Annotated in this window: 20 protein-coding genes; 17 read left to right on the top strand and 3 right to left on the bottom strand. The window is 69.3% G+C overall.

Annotated elements, in window-relative coordinates:
• The first annotated feature begins 33 nt into the window (after positions 1–33).
• Genes BLS95_RS42295 through ccsB form a run of 4 tightly spaced genes read left to right on the top strand, consistent with a single transcriptional unit; the run spans position 34 to position 3,880 of the window.
• Positions 34–600: a TlpA family protein disulfide reductase gene (locus tag BLS95_RS42295; protein WP_245765629.1), complete on the top strand. Its 567-nt coding sequence runs from the start codon at positions 34–36 to the stop codon at positions 598–600.
• Positions 593–1,315: a cytochrome c biogenesis CcdA family protein gene (locus BLS95_RS42300; protein ID WP_090945232.1), complete on the top strand. Its 723-nt coding sequence runs from the start codon at positions 593–595 to the stop codon at positions 1,313–1,315. Before BLS95_RS42295 ends, BLS95_RS42300 begins: the two co-directional genes overlap by 8 nt.
• The gene (gene resB / locus BLS95_RS42305; RefSeq protein WP_090945233.1) at positions 1,315–2,877 is read left to right on the top strand and encodes a cytochrome c biogenesis protein ResB; all 1,563 of its coding nucleotides are present in this window, start codon (positions 1,315–1,317) and stop codon (positions 2,875–2,877) included. The genes BLS95_RS42300 and resB overlap by 1 nt, the downstream gene beginning before the upstream one ends.
• Complete coding sequence (gene ccsB, locus BLS95_RS42310; RefSeq protein WP_090945234.1) at positions 2,867–3,880, top strand: c-type cytochrome biogenesis protein CcsB; 1,014 nt, start codon at positions 2,867–2,869, stop codon at positions 3,878–3,880. Before resB ends, ccsB begins: the two co-directional genes overlap by 11 nt.
• A gap of 20 nt (positions 3,881–3,900) precedes the next feature.
• On the opposite strand, the gene BLS95_RS42315 is transcribed toward ccsB, so the two are convergent.
• Complete coding sequence (locus tag BLS95_RS42315) at positions 3,901–4,194, bottom strand: PLD nuclease N-terminal domain-containing protein (protein ID WP_090945259.1); 294 nt, start codon at positions 4,192–4,194, stop codon at positions 3,901–3,903.
• 375 nt (positions 4,195–4,569) lie between these two features.
• Here BLS95_RS42315 and BLS95_RS42320 point away from each other — a divergent pair, with 375 nt between their 5' ends.
• Positions 4,570–5,418: a hypothetical protein gene (locus BLS95_RS42320; protein WP_245765630.1), complete on the top strand. Its 849-nt coding sequence runs from the start codon at positions 4,570–4,572 to the stop codon at positions 5,416–5,418.
• 10 nt (positions 5,419–5,428) lie between these two features.
• Complete coding sequence (locus BLS95_RS42325) at positions 5,429–5,671, top strand: hypothetical protein (protein ID WP_090945236.1); 243 nt, start codon at positions 5,429–5,431, stop codon at positions 5,669–5,671.
• 169 nt (positions 5,672–5,840) lie between these two features.
• On the opposite strand, the gene BLS95_RS42330 is transcribed toward BLS95_RS42325, so the two are convergent.
• On the bottom strand, positions 5,841–6,062 hold the full coding sequence (locus BLS95_RS42330; protein ID WP_026214226.1) for a BldC family transcriptional regulator: 222 nt from the start codon (positions 6,060–6,062) through the stop codon (positions 5,841–5,843).
• Between the two features lie 257 nt (positions 6,063–6,319).
• Between BLS95_RS42330 and BLS95_RS42335 the strand changes: the two genes are divergently transcribed.
• Complete coding sequence (locus tag BLS95_RS42335; protein ID WP_090945237.1) at positions 6,320–6,550, top strand: DUF4229 domain-containing protein; 231 nt, start codon at positions 6,320–6,322, stop codon at positions 6,548–6,550.
• Here the strand turns inward: BLS95_RS42335 and BLS95_RS42340 are convergent.
• Positions 6,547–7,752, bottom strand: a complete 1,206-nt coding sequence (locus tag BLS95_RS42340) for a hypothetical protein (RefSeq protein ID WP_143044100.1) — start codon at positions 7,750–7,752, stop codon at positions 6,547–6,549. The genes BLS95_RS42335 and BLS95_RS42340 overlap by 4 nt on opposite strands.
• A gap of 110 nt (positions 7,753–7,862) precedes the next feature.
• Between BLS95_RS42340 and BLS95_RS42345 the strand changes: the two genes are divergently transcribed.
• The 10 genes from BLS95_RS42345 to BLS95_RS42390 form a co-directional block, all read left to right on the top strand.
• A complete protein-coding gene (locus tag BLS95_RS42345; RefSeq protein ID WP_090945239.1) occupies positions 7,863–8,579 on the top strand; it encodes a demethylmenaquinone methyltransferase in 717 nt (238 codons plus the stop codon).
• A gap of 427 nt (positions 8,580–9,006) precedes the next feature.
• Positions 9,007–10,245 carry a geranylgeranyl reductase family protein gene (locus BLS95_RS42350; protein WP_090945240.1) on the top strand — a complete coding sequence of 413 codons (1,239 nt, stop codon included), beginning with the start codon at positions 9,007–9,009 and terminating at the stop codon, positions 10,243–10,245.
• 64 nt (positions 10,246–10,309) lie between these two features.
• Positions 10,310–10,705: an NADH-quinone oxidoreductase subunit A gene (locus BLS95_RS42355; protein WP_090945241.1), complete on the top strand. Its 396-nt coding sequence runs from the start codon at positions 10,310–10,312 to the stop codon at positions 10,703–10,705.
• A gap of 1 nt (position 10,706) precedes the next feature.
• Positions 10,707–11,258 (top strand): NuoB/complex I 20 kDa subunit family protein, encoded by a 552-nt coding sequence (locus tag BLS95_RS42360; protein WP_090945242.1) that lies wholly within the window; start codon positions 10,707–10,709, stop codon positions 11,256–11,258.
• Entirely contained in the window at positions 11,255–11,959 is a 705-nt protein-coding gene (locus tag BLS95_RS42365) for an NADH-quinone oxidoreductase subunit C (protein ID WP_090945243.1), read from the top strand. Before BLS95_RS42360 ends, BLS95_RS42365 begins: the two co-directional genes overlap by 4 nt.
• Positions 11,956–13,281, top strand: a complete 1,326-nt coding sequence (locus BLS95_RS42370) for an NADH-quinone oxidoreductase subunit D (protein ID WP_090945244.1) — start codon at positions 11,956–11,958, stop codon at positions 13,279–13,281. Before BLS95_RS42365 ends, BLS95_RS42370 begins: the two co-directional genes overlap by 4 nt.
• The gene (gene nuoE, locus BLS95_RS42375; RefSeq protein ID WP_090945245.1) at positions 13,278–13,934 is read left to right on the top strand and encodes an NADH-quinone oxidoreductase subunit NuoE; all 657 of its coding nucleotides are present in this window, start codon (positions 13,278–13,280) and stop codon (positions 13,932–13,934) included. The genes BLS95_RS42370 and nuoE overlap by 4 nt, the downstream gene beginning before the upstream one ends.
• On the top strand, positions 13,931–15,220 hold the full coding sequence (gene nuoF, locus BLS95_RS42380) for an NADH-quinone oxidoreductase subunit NuoF (RefSeq protein ID WP_090945246.1): 1,290 nt from the start codon (positions 13,931–13,933) through the stop codon (positions 15,218–15,220). The genes nuoE and nuoF overlap by 4 nt, the downstream gene beginning before the upstream one ends.
• The gene (locus BLS95_RS42385) at positions 15,217–17,628 is read left to right on the top strand and encodes an NADH-quinone oxidoreductase subunit G (RefSeq protein WP_090945247.1); all 2,412 of its coding nucleotides are present in this window, start codon (positions 15,217–15,219) and stop codon (positions 17,626–17,628) included. Before nuoF ends, BLS95_RS42385 begins: the two co-directional genes overlap by 4 nt.
• Positions 17,625–18,321 (top strand): complex I subunit 1/NuoH family protein (locus BLS95_RS42390; protein ID WP_176993666.1); only part of this gene is annotated, 697 nt, incomplete at its 3' end. The genes BLS95_RS42385 and BLS95_RS42390, both read left to right, overlap by 4 nt.

Below are 18,321 nucleotides of genomic sequence, written 5' to 3' on the forward strand. Positions count from 1 at the left end.
TCTACCGGTTGTAGTACAAGGAGATCTTCCTCCGTGCGCGCCAAGTTCATCCCCCTCGTTCTGCTGGCTGTGCTGGTCGCGGGCTGCGCGGGAAACCAGAGTGGCCAGCCGCAGGTGGGTGACACCCGTTTCGTCGCGGGCGACGGAAAGATACAGGTGTTCGACGCGGCCGAGCGCAAGCCCGCGCCCGCCGTCGAGGGGCCCACGCTCGACGGGTCCACCGCCTCGCTCGCCGCGCACAAGGGCAAGGTCGTGGTGCTCAACTTCTGGGCCTCCTGGTGCGGCCCCTGCAGGGCGGAGGCGCCGGTGCTCAAGGAGGTCGCGACCAAGACCAAGGACTCCGGCGTGGAGTTCCTCGGCATCGACTTCAAGGACCGCCAGGCCGACGCGCAGGCCTTCGAACGCAACGAGCAGACCGGCTACCCGCACATCTTCGACCAGCCGGGCAAGGTGGCGCTGGCCTTCCAGGGCACGGTGCCGCCGGCGGCGATCCCGTCCACGCTGATCATCGACAAGCAGGGCAGGATCGCGGCCAGGGCGCTCGGCGCGGTCAAATACACCGACCTGATGAACGCGGTGACCAAGGTGCGCGATGAGTGAGGTCGTCGCCTCGGGCTCGCTGCTGCTCGCGGTGCCGATCGCGGTGCTGGCCGGGGTGGTGTCGTTCCTGTCGCCGTGCGTGCTGCCGCTGGTGCCCGGCTACCTGTCCTACGTGACCGGCATGAGCGCCGACCCCAAACGCGGCCGGCTGGTGCTCGGCGCGACGCTGTTCGTGGCCGGGTTCGGGGTGGTGTTCGTGCTGAGCGGGGCGCTGTTCGGCGGCCTCGGCTCCGTCATGCTGGTCAACGCCGACCTCATCACGCGGGTGCTCGGCGTGCTGACCATCGTGCTCGGGCTGGTGTTCCTGGGCGCCGTGCCCGCGCTGATGCGCGACGTGCGCATCCACCGGCTCCCGGCTGCGGGGCTGGCGGGGGCGCCGCTGCTCGGGGTGGTGTTCGGGCTGGGCTGGACGCCGTGCATCGGGCCCACGCTGGCCGTCGTGCTGACGCTCGGGCTCAACGAGGGCAGCGCCGGCCGCGGCGCCCTGCTGGCCGTCGCCTACGCGCTGGGCCTCGGGCTGCCGTTCGTGGTCGCGGCGCTGGCCTACAGCAGGGCGCTGCGGACGTTCCGGGCCATCCGCCGGCACTCGCGCCTGATCACCAGGATCGGCGGCGGCATGATGGTGGCGGTCGGCGTGCTGCTCGTGACCGGGATGTGGGGACAGATGATCGCGGCCATGCAGGGTCTTATCGGCGGCTTCCAACCGGTGATCTGATGAGCGTCCAGGAGTTGGAGAAGGAGCAGGCGCCCAAGCACGTCCAGCTCGGGCTGACGGGCTGGCTGCGCTGGGCCTGGCGCACGCTCACCTCGATGAAGACGGCGCTGATCCTGCTGTTCCTGCTCGCGCTCGGCTCGGTGCCGGGCTCGCTGGTGCCGCAGCGCGGCGTCGACCCCGACAAGGTCGCGCTGCTCTACCAGCAGAATCCGACCCTCGCCGAGTGGTACGACAGGTTCCAGCTCTTCGAGGTGTTCAGCTCGACCTGGTACGCGGCCGTCTACCTGCTGCTGTTCACCTCGCTGATCGGCTGCATCATCCCGCGCACCGCCACCTACCTGCGCGAGCTGCGCCGCAAGCCGCCCGCCGCGCCGAAGAACCTGTCACGCCTGCCGCACTTCGCCTCGTTCGAGAGCGGTCTGACCGCCTCGGAGGCCGCGTGGCGGCTGCGCAAGCGGCGCTTCCGCGTGGTGACCGGCGACGGCTGGGTCTCGGCGGAGAAGGGCTACCTGCGCGAGACCGGCAACCTGCTCTTCCACATCGCGCTGCTCGGCATCCTGTTCTCGGTCGGCTTCGGCTCCCTCTACGGCTACCGCGGCAACGTGCTGGTCGTGGAGGGCGACGGGTTCGCCAACACGGTGGCCGCCTATGACCGGTTCATCCCGGGCAACCAGGTCTCGGCCGAGTCGCTGGAGCCGTTCTCGTTCCAGCTGTCCGACCTCAAGGTGGCCTACCAGCTCACCGGCGAGAAGCGGGGACAGGCGCTCGACTACACGGCCCGGCTGAAGGTCAACGACCACCCCGGCTCGCCCGCCCGCGACTACGACCTCAAGGTCAACTCGCCGCTGGAGGTCGACGGCACGCAGCTCTACCTGATCGGCAACGGCTACGCGCCCGTCTTCAAGATCACCGACGGCAAGGGCCAGGTGGCCTACGAGGGTCCCGTGCCCTGCCTCATCGAGGACAAGGCCACGATGACCTCGGGCTGCGTGGTCAAGGTGCCCGACGCGCAGCCGTCACAGCTCGGGTTCCTGCTGCGCTTCCTGCCCACCAGCGTGCCGCTGACCGACGGCACCTACGCCTCCGCCTTCCCCGCCGACGTCAACCCCCAGGTGGAGATCCTCGGGGCCTTCTCCGGCGACCTGGGCGTCAACTCGGGCAAGCCGCAGTCGGTCTACACGCTGGCCGAGCCGGAGGTGCTCAGGAAGCTCAAGCGGCTGTTCATGGGCTCCAACACGCCCAAGCCGCTGGCCGTGGGGCAGTCGGTGGACCTGCCCGACGGGCTGGGCAAGCTGGAGTTCACCGGGGTCAAGAAGTGGATCACGCTGCAGACGTCCTACGACCCGGGGCGCATGCCCGCCCTGGTGGCCGCGGGCACGGCCGTCATCGCGATCATGCTCTCGCTCCTGATCCGCCGGCGCCGCGTCTTCGTTCGGGTCAAGGAGGGCGGCACGGTCGACGTGGGGGGCCTGACCCGCACCGAGGGCAACGTGGCGGGCTTCCACGAGGAGTTCGCCGAGATCGTCAAGGTTCTATCAGCAGGAGACAAGGATGTCCGCTGAACAACTCGCCGGGCTGAGCGACCTGTTCGTCGTCGCCGCCGTCCTGCTCTACGTGTTCGCCATGGTCGGCTTCGCGATCGAGCTGGCCTTCGGCCGCGCCCGCCCGGACCGGATCGCCGGCCGTCCCTCGGACGGTGTCGCCGAGTCCGCCGACCAGCAGGTCACGGTCAAGGAGCCGGTCGCGGTCGGCGCGGGCGCCGGATCGGCGGGTGACGTGGTCACCGCCGCCGGCCCGCTCGTGGCGTCTGGCGGCGGGCCGGTCGATCCGTCCGAGCCCGGCACCGGGACGGCCATGGCCGGGAAGGTGGCGCTGGGGCTCGCCTGGCTGGGCTGGGCGGCCAACCTCGCCGCCATCGTGTCCCGCGGCCTGGCCGTGGAGCGGTGGCCGTGGGGCAACATGTACGAGTTCGTCGTGGCCATCTCCTTCGCCGCCGTGACCGCGTTCCTGTTCACCCAGCTCCGCCACAGCGTGCGCTTCCTCGGCCCGTTCGTCATGGTGACCGCGGCGCTCGGCCTCGGGCTCGCCGTCAAGGTCTTCTACACCTCGGCGGGGCCGGTCGTGCCCGCGCTCGACTCGTACTGGATCGCGATCCACGTCACCGCCGCCATCATCGCCAGCGGCCTGCTGACGCTGGCCGGCGTGGCGGGCATTCTCTACCTGGTGCGCGGCGACGGCATGTCGCGCCTGCCCAGCAGGGACGATCTGGAGCGGGTGGCCCACCGGGCCATCGTGTTCGCCTTCCCGGTGTGGACGTTCGCCGTCATCGCGGGGGCGCTCTGGGCGGACCGGGCGTGGGGGCGCTACTGGGGCTGGGACCCCAAGGAGATCTGGTCGTTCATCACCTGGGTGGCCTACGCGGCCTACCTGCACGCGAGGGTGACGGCCGGATGGCGGGGCAGGGCGGCGACGATCGTGCAACTGCTGGCGTTCGGGTGCCTGCTGTTCAACCTGATCGGCGTCAACGTCTTCATCAGCGGGCTGCACAGCTACGCCGACGTCTGAGCCGGGGAGCGGGGCCGGTCTCAGTTGAGGTCGTCGCCGCGCATGCGGCGGTCGAGGTCGCGCAGGAAGTCGGGGTCGTCGTCCGGTCCTTTCGGCATGCCCGGGCCCGGGGGCACCGGCCAGGTCGCCCGCGGGGCGCGCGGTCGCCCGCGCGCCATCCACACGAGGCCGCCGAGGAGCGGGATCAACACCACTATCAGGATCCACAGTGCCTTTGGTACGTTCCTGACTTCGTCTTCGGGTGTGGTGACCACGTCGAACAACGAGAAGAGCCAGAACCCCAACAGAGCGAGGCCGATCAGAACACCTGCCATGCCCGAACTGTAAGCCATCCGCGACGTGATCGTGCTGCCCGATGTCCCATTTCGGATGACTAGCGGAAGATCGGCGTCGTACGGTGGTAGCCGATGCGGCGGTGTCCAGGGGACTCCACGGCATTGAGGGGTGCGATGGCCTTTTCTCATGACAAGAGTCTCAACGACAAAGGGCGGCATCGGCGTGGCCGCTGGTGGCAGCGTGGATCTTACCTGTTCTCGCGCCGCAACGAGGCTCCTCCCGACGCCGAGCGCTCCTTCTGGTCCGACGCCCGTGAGCGGCCTCCTGAGGCCCGCCCGGGGGCTTCGGGGCTCAGACAGACCGAGCGGCCCGGACGGTCCGGCAGCGACGGCCTCAGGGGACGGCCCGAGGGTGTGACGTGGCCCGGTGCCGGGGCCCAGGCCGGATTCGGCCGCCCCCGGGAGGCCACGTCCGGTCGCCCGCAGGGTTACCGGGCGCAGGACACAAGCCGCGAGGTCACCTGGGACGGTTACGCGCTGCGCGGACAGCCCGAGCGCCTCCCCGCCGCCGTGGTGGAGCGCCCCCGCTACACCTGGTACGACTTCGAGCTCGACGACCAGCCCCCCAGGGCCCAGCCCAACCGGCCCGACGCGCCCTCGATGGGCGACGGCCTGCGCCACTGCGGCAGGTTGGAGCGGATCCTGCACCGCCAGTGGGACGCCAGGCAGGGACCGCCGTCCGCGGACGTCGTACGCGCCGTGGAGAGCCTGGCCAGGCTGCCCGAGCGGCTGAAGGACCTGCTGGCGGAGGGCCTGGAGGGCATCTACGTCGGCGGTGGCGGCGTGCCGGACCTCGACGACATGGGCTACCTGCGCGGCGCCCCGCTGCCGTCGGGCCGCGCGACCTGGGACATCTGCGCGGGCGCGTACGGCGACGGGAAGATCGTCGTGGGCGACCGCCCCTCGCCCACCCCGGACGTGATGATGCACGAAGTCGGCCACGCGATCGACGACATCGACGCCGCGTACGGCGAGTGGGTGTCGGATTCGCCAGAGTTCACCAACCTCTACGACAGGGCACTGCCACTGCTGACCTCGATGTTCCACCGCCAGGGCGGCGGGCTCGGCCGCAAGGAGTTCTTCGCCGACGCCTTCGCGGCCATCGCCGCCCGTCAGCGGCCGGCCCTCGTGGACATGCTCGGCGGCAACACACGGATGGCGCTCGACGTCATGCTGTTCTTCAACCGGCGCTACGGAATCTAGGTGATCCACCATGTACGTCATCCGGCTCGCTGACGGGACCCTGCGCGTGCCGCAGAGCCTGACCAGCGAAGACGGGCGCCTGATGGGAAACGCGTACGTGGAAGTGCAGCCGGACGATCCGGATTACGCACAGTGGCTGCCGGAGTCGCTGACGGAGGAGGAGGTCGCCGAACGCCGCAGGCGCTGGGAAGAGGGGAACGACGATCTGGAGCGCGAGTTCCTGGCCTTCAAGGCGGAGCAGGAAGACGCCTGATCCACGGCGGGACGAGCGGGACGCCTGATCGAACGGACAGGCGCCAGCCACGGTCGGCGGATGGCGCCGCCCCGTGCTCACCGTACGGAAGTGTGGCCGGGAAGCACGCGAACACTGGGTTCCGCCAGCGGTGATCCTGTCAGTTCAGGATCACCGGCTAGACGGAACGTCAGACGCGCGGGGACTCCCCTGCTGGCCTGTCGGCCGTAAGAACGTCCTCGCCTCGGAGAAGGGCGTGGACTTCCGACTCGCGGAAGCGCCGGTGCCCTCCGGGGGTGCGGATACTGCTGATGCGGCCTGCCGCAGCCCAGCGCGTAACCGTCTTTGGGTCTACCCGGAAGAGGGCGGCAACCTCTCCTGGGGTCAGCAGACGCTCGCTGCTACTCTCCACCAATCTCTCCCCCTCGCATCCCGCTTCCTGCCAGCGGGCGGACAGGTAACCAGTGTGTCGAGCGAAGCCTGATTTATCCGTGGTTTTCTACAAAGATCACGGGTTGTTATCAGCTGACTGCCCGATTGTTATATGATAGAGCCTCTTTGGGGCTCTCGTGGGTGTTTCTTTACGAAACTCCCTGACTGGGAACAGTAGCAGTGCTCGCGTCCGATGCGAAGAGCGACCGCTGCGCGGGTCCGAGTAACCTCGAACCTGTGCATCCCGTACTCGTTTACACCGCGTCGCGGATCGGCCTGTTCCTCGTGGCCCTGCTTGTCTCGTACCTGGGACTGTCACTACTTAACGTGACAAATCCGCTGTGGTCGTTCCTGGCTGCTTTCTTGATCAGCGGCATAGCCAGCTACGTGCTGCTGTCCAGGCAGCGCGACGCCGTCAGCGAACGCATCAGCCGCAGGATCGACCGGCACAAGCCACACGACGACTAGCGCAGGGGGAACATGCCAATCCGGGCATGGTACTCCCGTCCGAGTCTCGTCGTGTCACTACCGACAAGTAGTCCGCTGCTGTTCGCCGAAAAAGCCTTGACTCCGATGCCGCGCTCTCTGGTGGGATTCCAGGTCAGCGCCTTTCCCGTACGCGGATGAATGGCGCCGATGCCCGGGCGTGACACGGCTCCCGGGCCGGGCGAGTCGCGCCCCCGCGGGTTGTCCAGCCAGCGCTGGTGCCCGCCGACATAGACCGCCGCGCCCGTCGCCGAGACCGCGTAGAGCGAGTCGCCGCCGGTGCTGTTGACCCAGGTGGGCCTGATGTTCGTGCCCTTGGCGTACGTCTCGAACCTGGCGGCCGTGTCGCACATCCCGCCCCTGGCGCCTCCCGTGGTGACGACCGCGAAATAGCTGCCGTCGGGGGCGAAGTCCAGGCCGCGTACGTAGGAGGGGAACGCGTCCGCGCACCGGCGGGCGTACGCCTCCGTGCGCCAGGGGGCGACCTTGGCGGTGCGCCCGCTGACGTCGATCAGCCCGAGCTGGGGCCGGGAATGGCCGTCGAGCGTGGTGAACGAGCCGTCCACCACCAGCCGGCCGCCCGAGACGTCCAGCGCGTGGACCTTGACGCCGGAGGTCAGCGGGTCGTCCGGCTTGATGGCGAAGCCCGGGTCGGCGGCGCCGGTGTTCGCGTCGAGCCTGGCCAGCGCCGTGCGCGGGCTGAGGAAGTCGCCCCCGACGTAGAGCCGGGAGCCCTCGCGGGCCAGCGTGGTCACCATGCCGCCGCCGATGCGCGAGGTGAAGCCGGGCACGAGCGAGCCGTCGGAGAGGCTGAGCCTGGCCAGGGAGCGGGAGCGCCGGTTGTCGATCCCGATGAACTCGCCGCCCACGTAGACGGTGCCGTGGTCGCCCGCGGCCAGGCCGTACACCGGGCCTGCCACGTTCGGCGCGAAGTCCGGCAGGACGCGGCCGGTGGCCAGGTCGAAGGCGAACAGATTGGCGCGCGGGTAGACGGTGGTGCGGGCGGCGTCGCTCACCTCGCTGAACGAACCGCCCACGACGGCGGTGCCGCCGACGACGGCGATGGCGTTGACGATGCCGTCGAGGACGTGCGGGGTGGTGTCGACCGGGTCGGCCGAGACCACGCCAGGATGCGCGGTCGGGGCCGAAGCGATGATCGCCGCAAGGGCGGCACGGGCAAGCATTTGCCAATTGTTAGCAGACGTTCGGTAATCTCGCGGCTACTTTCCGTTGATTGTCCTGATAGAGCTGGTCCCACATCCTGCTGGATCGCCCCTCCCATAAGGTGTGGGGCATGACGCGCGCTCAGTTGGACAAACAGCCGGACGAGGTCGCCGCGATGTTCGATCGCACCGCCCGGCGCTACGACCTCGTCAACGACGTGGTCTCCCTTGGACAGGTCAGGCTCTGGCGCAAGGCGGTGGCCGCCGCCGTCGACGCCGGTCCCGGCGAGCTCGTCCTCGACCTGGGCGCCGGGACCGGCACGTCCACCGACGCGTTCACCACCCTGGGCGCGCGGGCGATCGCCTCCGACTTCTCCCTCGGCATGCTGCGCACCGGCGTGCGCCGGCACGGCGGCAACGGGCTGACCGGCGGCGGCGTGCCGTTCGTCGCGGGTGACGCGCTGCGGTTGCCGTTCGCCGACGGGGTGTTCGACGCGGTGACGATCTCGGTCGCGCTGCGCAACGTGCATGACACCGAGCGGGCGCTGCGCGAGATGCTCCGCGTGACCAGGCCGGGCGGACGGCTGGTGATCCTGGAGTTCTCGCACGTCACGTTCGGCGCCTTCGACCTGGTCTACCGCGAATACCTGATGCGGCTGCTGCCGAAGGTGGCCAAGGTGTTCGGCTCCAACGACGACTCCTACGAATACCTGGCCGAGTCGATCAGGGACTGGCCGGACCAGCGGGCGCTCGCGCGCACCATTCAGGACGCCGGCTGGGAACGCGTCGCCTGGCGCAATCTCTCGATGGGCATCGTCGCCATGCACCGGGGCTTCAAGCCCGCTTGACTCGGTGTCAAGTGGACTGAAACCATCTTTTCAGTCGGACCCTTTCTCCGGTTATTTCCGTCATCCCGAGGCGAGAGAGCACTTTCCGAAATCTATTCAGGTCGCCCGGGCGCCGGGGGTCCACTCTGCCGACGACCCCTCAGGAGAGTGGCTGCTAGCGTGACGATCATGACTGGGAGGCCTCAGGCGACACGCCGTCCCCTTGGATCACAGAACAGCACCCCGACTGCCACTATGTACAGCAAAAGCAGTAGACTGCGGGCCGACAAGTTTGTGAAGGGGTTCACAAAGGAACGAAGGCGCTACACCCCGAGGCCTTCGAAGGACAGGACAGTCCAGTGACGGTGCCAACAGCCAACGTTCAAGCGCAGGAGCTCGCCGCGAGGGAGCGGCCCACGAGCCGGCGAGTGGCGAGGCGGGCGCGACCATGAGCGCAGTGAACGCCGACGTGATCGTCGTCGGCGCCGGCCCCGCAGGTTCCGCGACCGCCCATTACCTCGCCCGGTCGGGGCTCGACGTGCTGCTCCTGGAGAAGACCAGGTTCCCCCGCGAGAAGGTCTGCGGTGACGGACTGACCCCGCGGGCGGTCAAGCAGCTGCTCAACATGGGCGTCGACATCGACGCGCCGGGCTGGGTCAGGAACAAGGGCCTGCGCGTCGTCGGCGGCGGCCTGCGCTTCGACCTCGACTGGCCGCAGCTGGAGAGGTTCCCCGACTTCGGCCTCGTCCGCACCCGCCAGGACTTCGACCAGATCGTCGCCGCCAACGCGGTCAAGAACGGCGTACGGCTGGAGGAGGGCGTCACCGTCACGGGCCCGATCCTCGACGACCGCAGCGGTCACATCGTCGGCGTGACCACCAAGGACGGCCGCGAGCTCCGCAGCCGCGTGGTGGTGGCGGCCGACGGCAACAGCACCCGGCTGGCCCTGGGCATGGGGCTGCACAAGCGCGAGGACCGGCCCATGGGCGTGGCCGTGCGCACCTACTTCGAGAGCCCGCGCCACGACGACGACTACCTGGAGATCTGGCTGGAGCTCTGGGACGCCGACACGCTGCTGCCCGGCTACGGCTGGATCTTCGGCGTCGGCGACGGCACCGCCAACGTGGGCCTCGGACTGCTCAACACCAGCGCCGGGTTCAAGAACCTCGACTACCGGGACCTGCTGCGCCGCTGGTGCAAGTCCATGCCCGCCGAGTGGCAGTTCACCGAGGAGAACATGACGGCCCCCATCCGGGGCGCCGCGCTCCCGATGGCCTTCAACCGGCAGCCTCACTACACCCGCGGACTGATGCTCGTGGGCGACTCGGGCGGCTCGATCAACCCCTTCAACGGCGAGGGCATCGCCTACGCCATGGAGACCGGCGAGATCGCCGCCGAGATCATCGCCAAGGGGCTACGGAACACCACCCCCGCGCAGCGCGAGCGGATCCTGCGGACCTATCCTCAGGTGCTGAAGTCGGCCTACGGTGGCTACTTCACCCTTGGCAGGTGGTTCGTCGAGGCGATCGGCAAGCCGGGTGTGATGCGCTTCGGCACCAGGCACGGGCTCCCGCACCCGAGGCTGATGCGCTTTGCCATCAAACTCCTTGGTAATCTCACCGACCGGCGAGGCGACGCGTCAGACATGATCATCAACGCACTCTCGAAGGTCGCGCCACCAGCATGATTCTCAGAACTATCAGATCCGGCTGCGCGCCCTCGCGCGCGGCGACTCCAGAGGAGGCGTAGCGATGGACCTTTACGTGCCCATCCTGGTGCTCGCCGTTCTCGCGGGGGGCTTCGCGATCTTCTCGGTCGCCATCGCTCCCTTCACCGGCCCCAAGCGCTGGAACCGCGCGAAGCTTGACGCCTACGAATGCGGCATCGAGCCGACGCCCCAGCCGGTCGGTGGCGGACGGTTCCCGCTCAAATACATGATCACCGCGATGCTCTTCATCGTGTTCGACATCGAGATCATCTTCCTCTACCCGTGGGCGGTCTCGTTCGCGCCGCAGACGAACGACGCGGGCCAGATGATCTCCCCCGGCCTGGGGTTGTTCGCGCTCGTGGAGATGCTGCTGTTCATCATCACCGTGCTCGTGGCCTACGCGTACGTGTGGCGCCGCAAGGGTCTGGACTGGGACTGAAATGGGACTTGAAGAGAAACTCCCCAGCGGGTTCATCCTCAGCACCGTCGAGGCGGCCGCCGGATGGGCGCGAAAGAACTCCGTGTGGCCGGCCACGTTCGGCCTCGCCTGCTGCGCCATCGAGCTGATGGCCACCGGTGGCCCCCACTACGACCTGGCGCGCTTCGGCATGGAGCGCGCTTCGGCGTCTCCCCGCCAGGCCGACCTCATGATCGTCGCCGGGCGCGTCTCCCAGAAGATGGCCCCCGTGCTGCGGCAGATCTACGACCAGATGGCCGAGCCGAAATGGGTCATCTCGATGGGCGTGTGCGCCTCCAGCGGCGGCATGTTCAACAACTACGCGATCGTGCAGGGCGTCGACCACGTCGTGCCGGTCGACATCTACCTGCCGGGCTGCCCGCCGCGGCCGGAGATGCTGATCGACGCGATCGTCAAGCTGCACGACAAGATCCAGAACATGAAGTTCGGCGCGCACCGCGCCAAGCAGATCGAGGACCTCGAACTGCAGGCGCTGCGCACGCTGCCACTGATCGATCAGGGGGCCGCGAAGTGACTTCGCCCGACAACCTCCCCGGCGCCCCGGAAAGCGGCGAGACCCCGCAGGTCCCGGTGCCCGCGGTGCCGGAGCCGCCGGTCGCCAGGCGCGGCATGTTCGGCGCGCAGGACACCGGCGACACCTCCGGCTACGGCGGCCTCGTCGTCCGCCGGGCGCCCCAGCTCTCGACTCCCCGCCCGTACGGCGGCTACTTCGACGAGCTCGTCGACGCCCTCGCGCTCGACGACGCCATCGACCGGGTGGTCGTGGACCGCGGGGAGCTGACCCTGCACGTCAAGCGGGAGCGCCTGGTCGAGGTGTGCCAGAAGCTGCGCGACGACCCCGAGCTGCGGTTCGAGCTCTCGCTCGGCGTGACCGGCGTGCACTACCCGCACCTCGTGGGCGAGGAGCTGCACTCGGTCATCCACCTGTGCTCGATCACCCACAACCGGCGGGTGCGCGTCGAGACCAGCGCGCCCGACGCCGATCCGCACATCCCGTCCACCGTCGGCGTCTACCCGGGCCACGACTGGCACGAGCGGGAGTCGTACGACTTCTTCGGGATCGTCTACGACGGCCACCCCGGCCTCACCCGGATCATGATGCCGGACGACTGGGACGGCCACCCGCAGCGCAAGGACTACCCGCTCGGCGGCATCCCGGTCGAATACCGGGGCGCCACCATCCCCGCGCCCGACGAGAGGAGGTCCTACTCATGAGCACCGCTTATGACGAGGCGACCGAGGGCAAGGTCTACTCGGTCAACGGCGCCGACTGGGACGAGGTCGTCACCGGTGTGCGTGCCTCCGAGGAGGAGCGCCTCGTCGTCAACATGGGCCCGCAGCACCCGTCCACGCACGGCGTGCTCCGCCTGGTCCTGACCCTCGACGGTGAGACGGTCACCGAGGCGCGCGGCGTCATCGGCTATCTGCACACCGGCATCGAGAAGAACATGGAATACCGGACGTGGACCCAGGGGACCACGTTCGTGACCCGGATGGACTACCTCTCGCCGATCTTCAACGAGACCGCCTACTGCATGGGCGTGGAGAAGCTGCTCGGCATCGAGGACCGGATCCCTGAGCGGGCCCAGGCCATCCGCGTGATGATGATGGAGCTCAACCGCATCTCCTCGCACCTGGTCGCGATGGGCACGTTCGGCATGGAGCTGGGCGCGACCACGCCGTTCCTGTTCGGCTACCGCGACCGCGAGATGGTCATGGACCTGTTCGAGTACATCACGGGTCTGCGGATGAACCACGCCTACATCAGGCCGGGCGGCGTGAGCGTCGACCTGCCCGCGGGCGCGGTCGACAAGGTCGGCGAGTTCCTCAAGGAGATGCCCAAGCGGATCAAGGACATCCGCAAGCTCCTCGACGAGAACCCGGTCTACGTGCGCCGCACCAAGGACGTGGCCTACCTGGACCTGACCGGCTGCATGGCCCTGGGCATCACCGGCCCGATCCTGCGCGCCGCCGGGCTGCCGTGGGACCTGCGCAAGTCGCAGCCCTACTGCGGCTACGAGACCTACGAGTTCGACGTGGCCACCGAGCGCGGCTGCGACGTCTACTCGCGCTATCTCGTGCGCATGAGGGAGATGGAGGAGTCCCTCAAGATCATCGAGCAGGCCCTGGACCGCATCGCCGGGCCGCTCAAGGGGGACCCGGTGATGATCGAGGACAAGAAGATCGGCTGGCCCGCGCAGCTCGCGCTCGGCCCCGACGGGTTCGGCAACTCGCCCGACCACATCGCCCACATCATGGGCACCTCGATGGAGGCGCTCATCCACCACTTCAAGCTGGTGACCGAGGGCTTCAGGGTGCCGGCCGGGCAGGCGTACGCCAGCATCGAGTCGCCCAAGGGCGAGCTCGGCGCGCACGTGGTCAGCGACGGCGGCACGCGCCCGTACCGCGTGCACTTCCGCGAGCCGTCTTTCTGCAACCTGCAGGGCTTCCCCGCGATGGCGGAGGGCGGCCAGGTCGCCGACGTGATCGCCGCGGTGGCTTCTATCGACCCCGTCATGGGAGGTGTGGACCGGTGACATATTCACCGGAAGTCCGGGATCGTCTGGAAAAGGACGCCAAGGAGATCATCGGCCGCTACCCCAAGCCCCGGTCGGCCCTGCTCCCGCTGCTGCACCTGGTGCAGTCGGAGGACGGCTACGTCTCCGACGACGGCCAGGAGTTCTGTGCCGAGATGCTGGGCCTGAGCAAGGCCGAGGTCACGGGCGTGGTGACCTTCTACACCATGTACAAGCGCAAGCCCGCCGGTGACTATCACGTCGGCGTGTGCATCAACGCGCTGTGCGCGGTCATGGGCGGCGACCAGATCTGGGAGGAGCTGTCGGAGCACGTCGGCGTCGGTCACGACGAGGCGACCCCGGACGGCAAGGTCTCGCTGGAGCGCATCGAGTGCAACGCGGCCTGCGACTTCGCCCCCGTGATGATGGTCAACTGGGAGTTCTTCGACAACCAGACGCCCGAGTCGGCCAAGCAGCTCGTCGACGACCTGCGGACCGGCAAGGACGTACGGCCCACCCGCGGCCCGAGCAAGCTGTGCACCTTCAAGGAGGCCTCGCGCGTGCTCGCGGGCCTGCCGGACGACCTGGCGGGCGACGGCCCGTCGGCGGCCGGCCCCTCGCTGGAGGGCCTGAAGGTGGCCAAGGCCCACGGATGGAAGGCCCCCGAGGCATGACCACACTCACTCCGGTCCTCACCGCGAACTGGGACCAGGCCAACTCCTTCACCCTCGACGGCTACGGGGGCGACTACGGGGCGGCCAGGAAGGCGCTGGGCATGGACCCCGACGCCGTCATCCAGGCCGTCAAGGACTCCGGCCTGCGCGGCCGCGGCGGCGCGGGCTTCCCGACCGGCATGAAGTGGGGGTTCATCCCGCAGGGCGACGGCAAGCCGCACTATCTCGTCGTCAACGCCGACGAGTCGGAGCCGGGCACCTGCAAGGACATCCCGCTGATGATGGCCAACCCGCACTCGCTGGTCGAGGGCGTCATCATCACCTCCTACGCGATCCGCGCCAACCACGCCTTCATCTACGTGCGAGGCGAGGTGCTGCACGTGATCCGGCGGCTGCACGCGGCCGTGCGCGAGGCCTACGAGAAGGGCTATCTCGGCACCGACATCTTCGGCTCCGGCTACAACCTGGAGCTGGTGGTGCACAGCGGAGCCGGCGCCTACATCTGCGGCGAGGAGACGGCACTGCTCGACTCGCTGGAGGGCTTCAGAGGTCAACCTCGCCTCAAGCCCCCCTTCCCCGCCGTGGCCGGCCTGTACGCCTCGCCTACCGTGGTGAACAACGTGGAGTCGATCGCCAGTGTTCCCTCGATCATCGGCAACGGCGCCGAATGGTTCGCGGGGATGGGCACCGAGAAGTCCAAGGGCTTCGGCATCTTCTCGCTGAGCGGCCACGTCACCCGGCCCGGCCAGTACGAGGCCCCGCTCGGCATCACGCTGCGCGAACTGCTCGACATGGCGGGCGGCATCCGCGCCGGGCACCAGATCAAGTTCTGGACCCCGGGCGGCTCCTCCACGCCGATCTTCACCGACGAGCACCTCGACGTGCCGCTCGACTTCGAGGCGGTGGGCGCCAAGGGCTCCATGCTCGGCACCCGGGCGCTGCAGATCTTCGACGAGACCACCTGCGTGGTCCGTACGGTGCTGCGCTGGACGGAGTTCTACGCCCACGAGTCCTGCGGCAAGTGCACTCCCTGCCGCGAGGGCACCTACTGGCTCAAGCAGGTGCTCAAGCGCCTGGAGCAGGGCCAGGGCAGCGAGGAGGACCTGGCCACGATCACCGACATCGCGGACAACATCCTGGGCCGCTCGTTCTGCGCCCTGGGCGACGGCGCGACGAGCCCGATCCACTCCTCGGTGAAGTACTTCCGCGAGGAGTACCTCAAGCACTTCGAGATCGGCGGGTGCCCGTTCGACCCGAAGAAGTCCACTCTCTGGAGTGAGCAGTGACAGTCGTAGAGACCGAAACGAACCTGGTGACCCTGACCATCGACGGGTTCCAGGTCAGCGTGCCCAAAGGCACCTTGATCATCAGAGCCGCCGAGCTGCTGGGCATCCAGATCCCCAGGTTCTGCGACCACCCGCTGCTCGACCCGGCGGCCAACTGCCGCCAGTGCCTGGTCGACATCCCGGACGCGGGCAACGGCCGCGGCTTCCCCAAGCCGCAGCCGTCGTGCGCGATCGAGGTGGCCGAGGGCATGGTGGTGCAGACGCAGCTCACCTCGCCGGTCGCCGAGAAGGCGCAGCGCGGGGCCATGGAGCTGCTGCTGATGAACCACCCGCTGGACTGCCCGGTCTGCGACAAGGGCGGCGAGTGCCCGCTGCAGAACCAGGCGATGTCCAACGGCCAGGGCGAGTCCAGGTTCCAGGAGCAGAAGCGCACCTTCCCCAAGCCGCTGCCGCTGTCCACGCAGGTGCTGCTCGACCGCGAGCGCTGCGTCCAGTGCGCGCGCTGCATCCGCTTCTCCGACCAGATCGCCGGCGACCCGCTCATCGAGTTCTTCGAGCGCGGCGCCAAGGAGCAGGTACGCACCGCCGAGGGCAAGCCGTTCAACTCCTACTTCTCCGGCAACACGGTGCAGATCTGCCCGGTCGGCGCGCTGACCGGCGCCGCCTACCGGTTCCGGGCCCGCCCGTTCGACCTGGTGTCCACGCCGAGCGCGTGCGAGCACTGCGCCGCCGGCTGCGCCCAGCGCACCGACCACCGGCGCGGCCGGGTCACCCGCCGCCTGGCGGGCAACGACCCGCAGGTCAACGAGGAGTGGAACTGCGACAAGGGCCGCTGGGCGTTCACCTACGCCACGCAGCCCGACCGGCTCAAGACGCCGCTGGTGCGTAACGAGGAGGGCGTGCTGGTGCCCGCCTCGTGGCCGGAGGCGCTGATGGTGGCCGCGCAGGGGCTGGCCAAGGCCCGTGGCAAGGCCGGCGTGCTGGTCGGCGGCCGGGTCACGGTCGAGGACTCCTACGCCTACGCGAAGTTCGCCCGGCTCGCCCTGGGCACCAACGACATCGACTTCCGGGCCAGGCCGCACTCCGCCGAGGAGGCGCAGTTCCTGGCCCACGCGGTGGCTGGCAAGGGCATCGAGGTCAGCTACGCCGACCTTGAGAACGCCCCCGCCGTGCTGCTCGTCGGGTTCGAGCCCGAGGAGGAGTCGCCCATCGTCTTCCTGCGCCTGCGCAAGGCGTGGCAGAAGAAGGGCCTCAAGGTCACCGCCATCGCCCCGTTCGCCTCTCCCGGGCTGGTCAAGATGGGCGGCACGCTCATCCGCACCGCGCCCGGCGCCGAGGCCGACGCCGTCGGCGACCTGGTCGGCACGCTGGCCGCGGGCACGATCGTGCTCGCGGGCGAGCGCCTGGCCACCGTGCCCGGCGCCCTGTCCGCCCTCGTCCGGCTCACGGCCGCCGCAGGCGCCAGGCTCGCCTGGGTGCCGCGCAGGGCCGGTGAGCGCGGGGCGCTCGAAGCGGGCGCGCTGCCCAACCTGCTGCCGATCGGCCGCCCGGTGGACGACGAGATCGCCAGGGCCGAGGTCGCCAGGGCCTGGAACGTCGCCACGCTGCCCGCCACGCCGGGCCGCGACACCGCGGGCATCCTGGAGGCGGCGCGGAGCGGTGAGCTGGACGCCCTGGTCGTGGCCGGGGTCGACCCGTACGACCTGGTCGACCCGGCGGCGGCGCTGGAGGCGCTTGAGCACACGCCGTTCATCGTCAGCCTGGAGATCCGCGCCAGCGCCGTCACCGACCGCGCCGACGTGGTCCTGCCCGTCGCCTCCGTCCAGGAGAAGGGCGGCACGTTCGTCAACTGGGAGGGCCGGGGCCGCTCGTTCGAGGCGCCGCTCAAGGTGCCCGGGCTGCAGAGCGACCTGGCCGTGATCGGCAACCTGGCCGACCGGATGGACGTGCACCTGGGCCTGCCGGACGCCAAGGCCGCCCGGCGCGAGCTGTCCGGCCTGGGCTCCTGGCGCGGCAGCCGGATCAGCGCACCGAACGCGCTGACCCGTACCCAGGTGGTCCCCGAGCAGGGCCAGGCCCTGCTGGCGACCTGGCACCTGCTGCTCGACGAGGGCAGGCTGCAGGACGGCGAGCCCTACCTCGCGGGCACCGCACGCGCCGCCGAGGCGCTGGTCTCCCAGGTCACGGCGGCCGAGCTCGGCGTCGCCGACGGCGACAAGCTCGTGATCGGCGGCCCAGCGGGTGGCACGGCGGGTGGCACAGCGGACGACACCGTGACGCTGCCAGTACGCGTCGCCGACCTGCCGGACCGCGTGGTCTGGGTGCCGGCGAACTCCGGCGGCTGCTCGGTCACGCGTGACCTGCGCGCGGTGGCCGGCGACATCGTCACCATCGGGAGCGCCTCATGATTCACCCACTCGTGGCCGATCCGACCCTTGCCGACTTCGGCAAGGACCCGGTGTGGATCACCATCATCAAGGCCGTGCTGCTGTTCCTGTTCCTGATGCTGGGCATCCTGTTCGGCGTCTGGTTCGAGCGGAAGCTGATCTCGCGGATGCAGCACCGCTACGGTCCCAACCGGGCCGGTAAGTTCGGCCTGCTGCAATCCGTGGCCGACGGCCTGAAGATGGGGCTGAAGGAGGACATCTTCCCGCGGACCGTGGACCGGGTGCTCTATTTGCTGGCACCGGTGATCATGGTGGTGCCGGCGTTCCTGGCCTTCTCCATCATCCCGTTCGCGCCGATGGTCGACCTGTTCGGCGTGCGGACGCCGCTGCAGCTGGTGGACCTGCCGGTGGCGGTGCTGTTCATGCTGGCCATGGGGGCGGTGTCGGTCTACGGCGTGGTGCTGGCCGGGTGGTCGTCGCGCTCGCCGTACGCGCTGCTGGGTGGTCTGCGGTCGGCGGCGCAGGTGGTCTCGTACGAGATCGCGATGGGCCTGTCGTTCGTGGCCGTGTTCATCTTCGCCGGGACGCTGTCCACCTCGGAGATCGTCAAGGCGCAGGCGGACACCTGGTTCGTGGTGCTGCTGCTGCCGTCGTTCCTGATCTACGTGATCTGCATGTTCGGCGAGGCCGCGCGCATCCCGTTCGACCTGCCCG

This window comes from Nonomuraea jiangxiensis, from assembly GCF_900099965.1.
Taxonomy (GTDB): domain Bacteria; phylum Actinomycetota; class Actinomycetes; order Streptosporangiales; family Streptosporangiaceae; genus Nonomuraea; species Nonomuraea jiangxiensis.

What these genes read in the sequence shown, in the direction of transcription:
- BLS95_RS42370 (WP_090945244.1), top strand. Translation starts at nt 11,956, where the DNA reads ATGAGCACCGCTTATGACGAGGCGACCGAGGGCAAGGTCTACTCGGTC.
- BLS95_RS42315 (WP_090945259.1), bottom strand. Translation starts at nt 4,194, where the DNA reads ATGGCAGGTGTTCTGATCGGCCTCGCTCTGTTGGGGTTCTGGCTCTTC.
- ccsB (WP_090945234.1), top strand. Translation starts at nt 2,867, where the DNA reads ATGTCCGCTGAACAACTCGCCGGGCTGAGCGACCTGTTCGTCGTCGCC.
- BLS95_RS42340 (WP_143044100.1), bottom strand. Translation starts at nt 7,752, where the DNA reads ATGCTTGCCCGTGCCGCCCTTGCGGCGATCATCGCTTCGGCCCCGACC.
- BLS95_RS42300 (WP_090945232.1), top strand. Translation starts at nt 593, where the DNA reads ATGAGTGAGGTCGTCGCCTCGGGCTCGCTGCTGCTCGCGGTGCCGATC.
- BLS95_RS42345 (WP_090945239.1), top strand. Translation starts at nt 7,863, where the DNA reads ATGACGCGCGCTCAGTTGGACAAACAGCCGGACGAGGTCGCCGCGATG.
- BLS95_RS42325 (WP_090945236.1), top strand. Translation starts at nt 5,429, where the DNA reads ATGTACGTCATCCGGCTCGCTGACGGGACCCTGCGCGTGCCGCAGAGC.
- BLS95_RS42350 (WP_090945240.1), top strand. Translation starts at nt 9,007, where the DNA reads ATGAGCGCAGTGAACGCCGACGTGATCGTCGTCGGCGCCGGCCCCGCA.
- BLS95_RS42360 (WP_090945242.1), top strand. Translation starts at nt 10,707, where the DNA reads ATGGGACTTGAAGAGAAACTCCCCAGCGGGTTCATCCTCAGCACCGTC.
- BLS95_RS42355 (WP_090945241.1), top strand. Translation starts at nt 10,310, where the DNA reads ATGGACCTTTACGTGCCCATCCTGGTGCTCGCCGTTCTCGCGGGGGGC.
- nuoF (WP_090945246.1), top strand. Translation starts at nt 13,931, where the DNA reads ATGACCACACTCACTCCGGTCCTCACCGCGAACTGGGACCAGGCCAAC.
- resB (WP_090945233.1), top strand. Translation starts at nt 1,315, where the DNA reads ATGAGCGTCCAGGAGTTGGAGAAGGAGCAGGCGCCCAAGCACGTCCAG.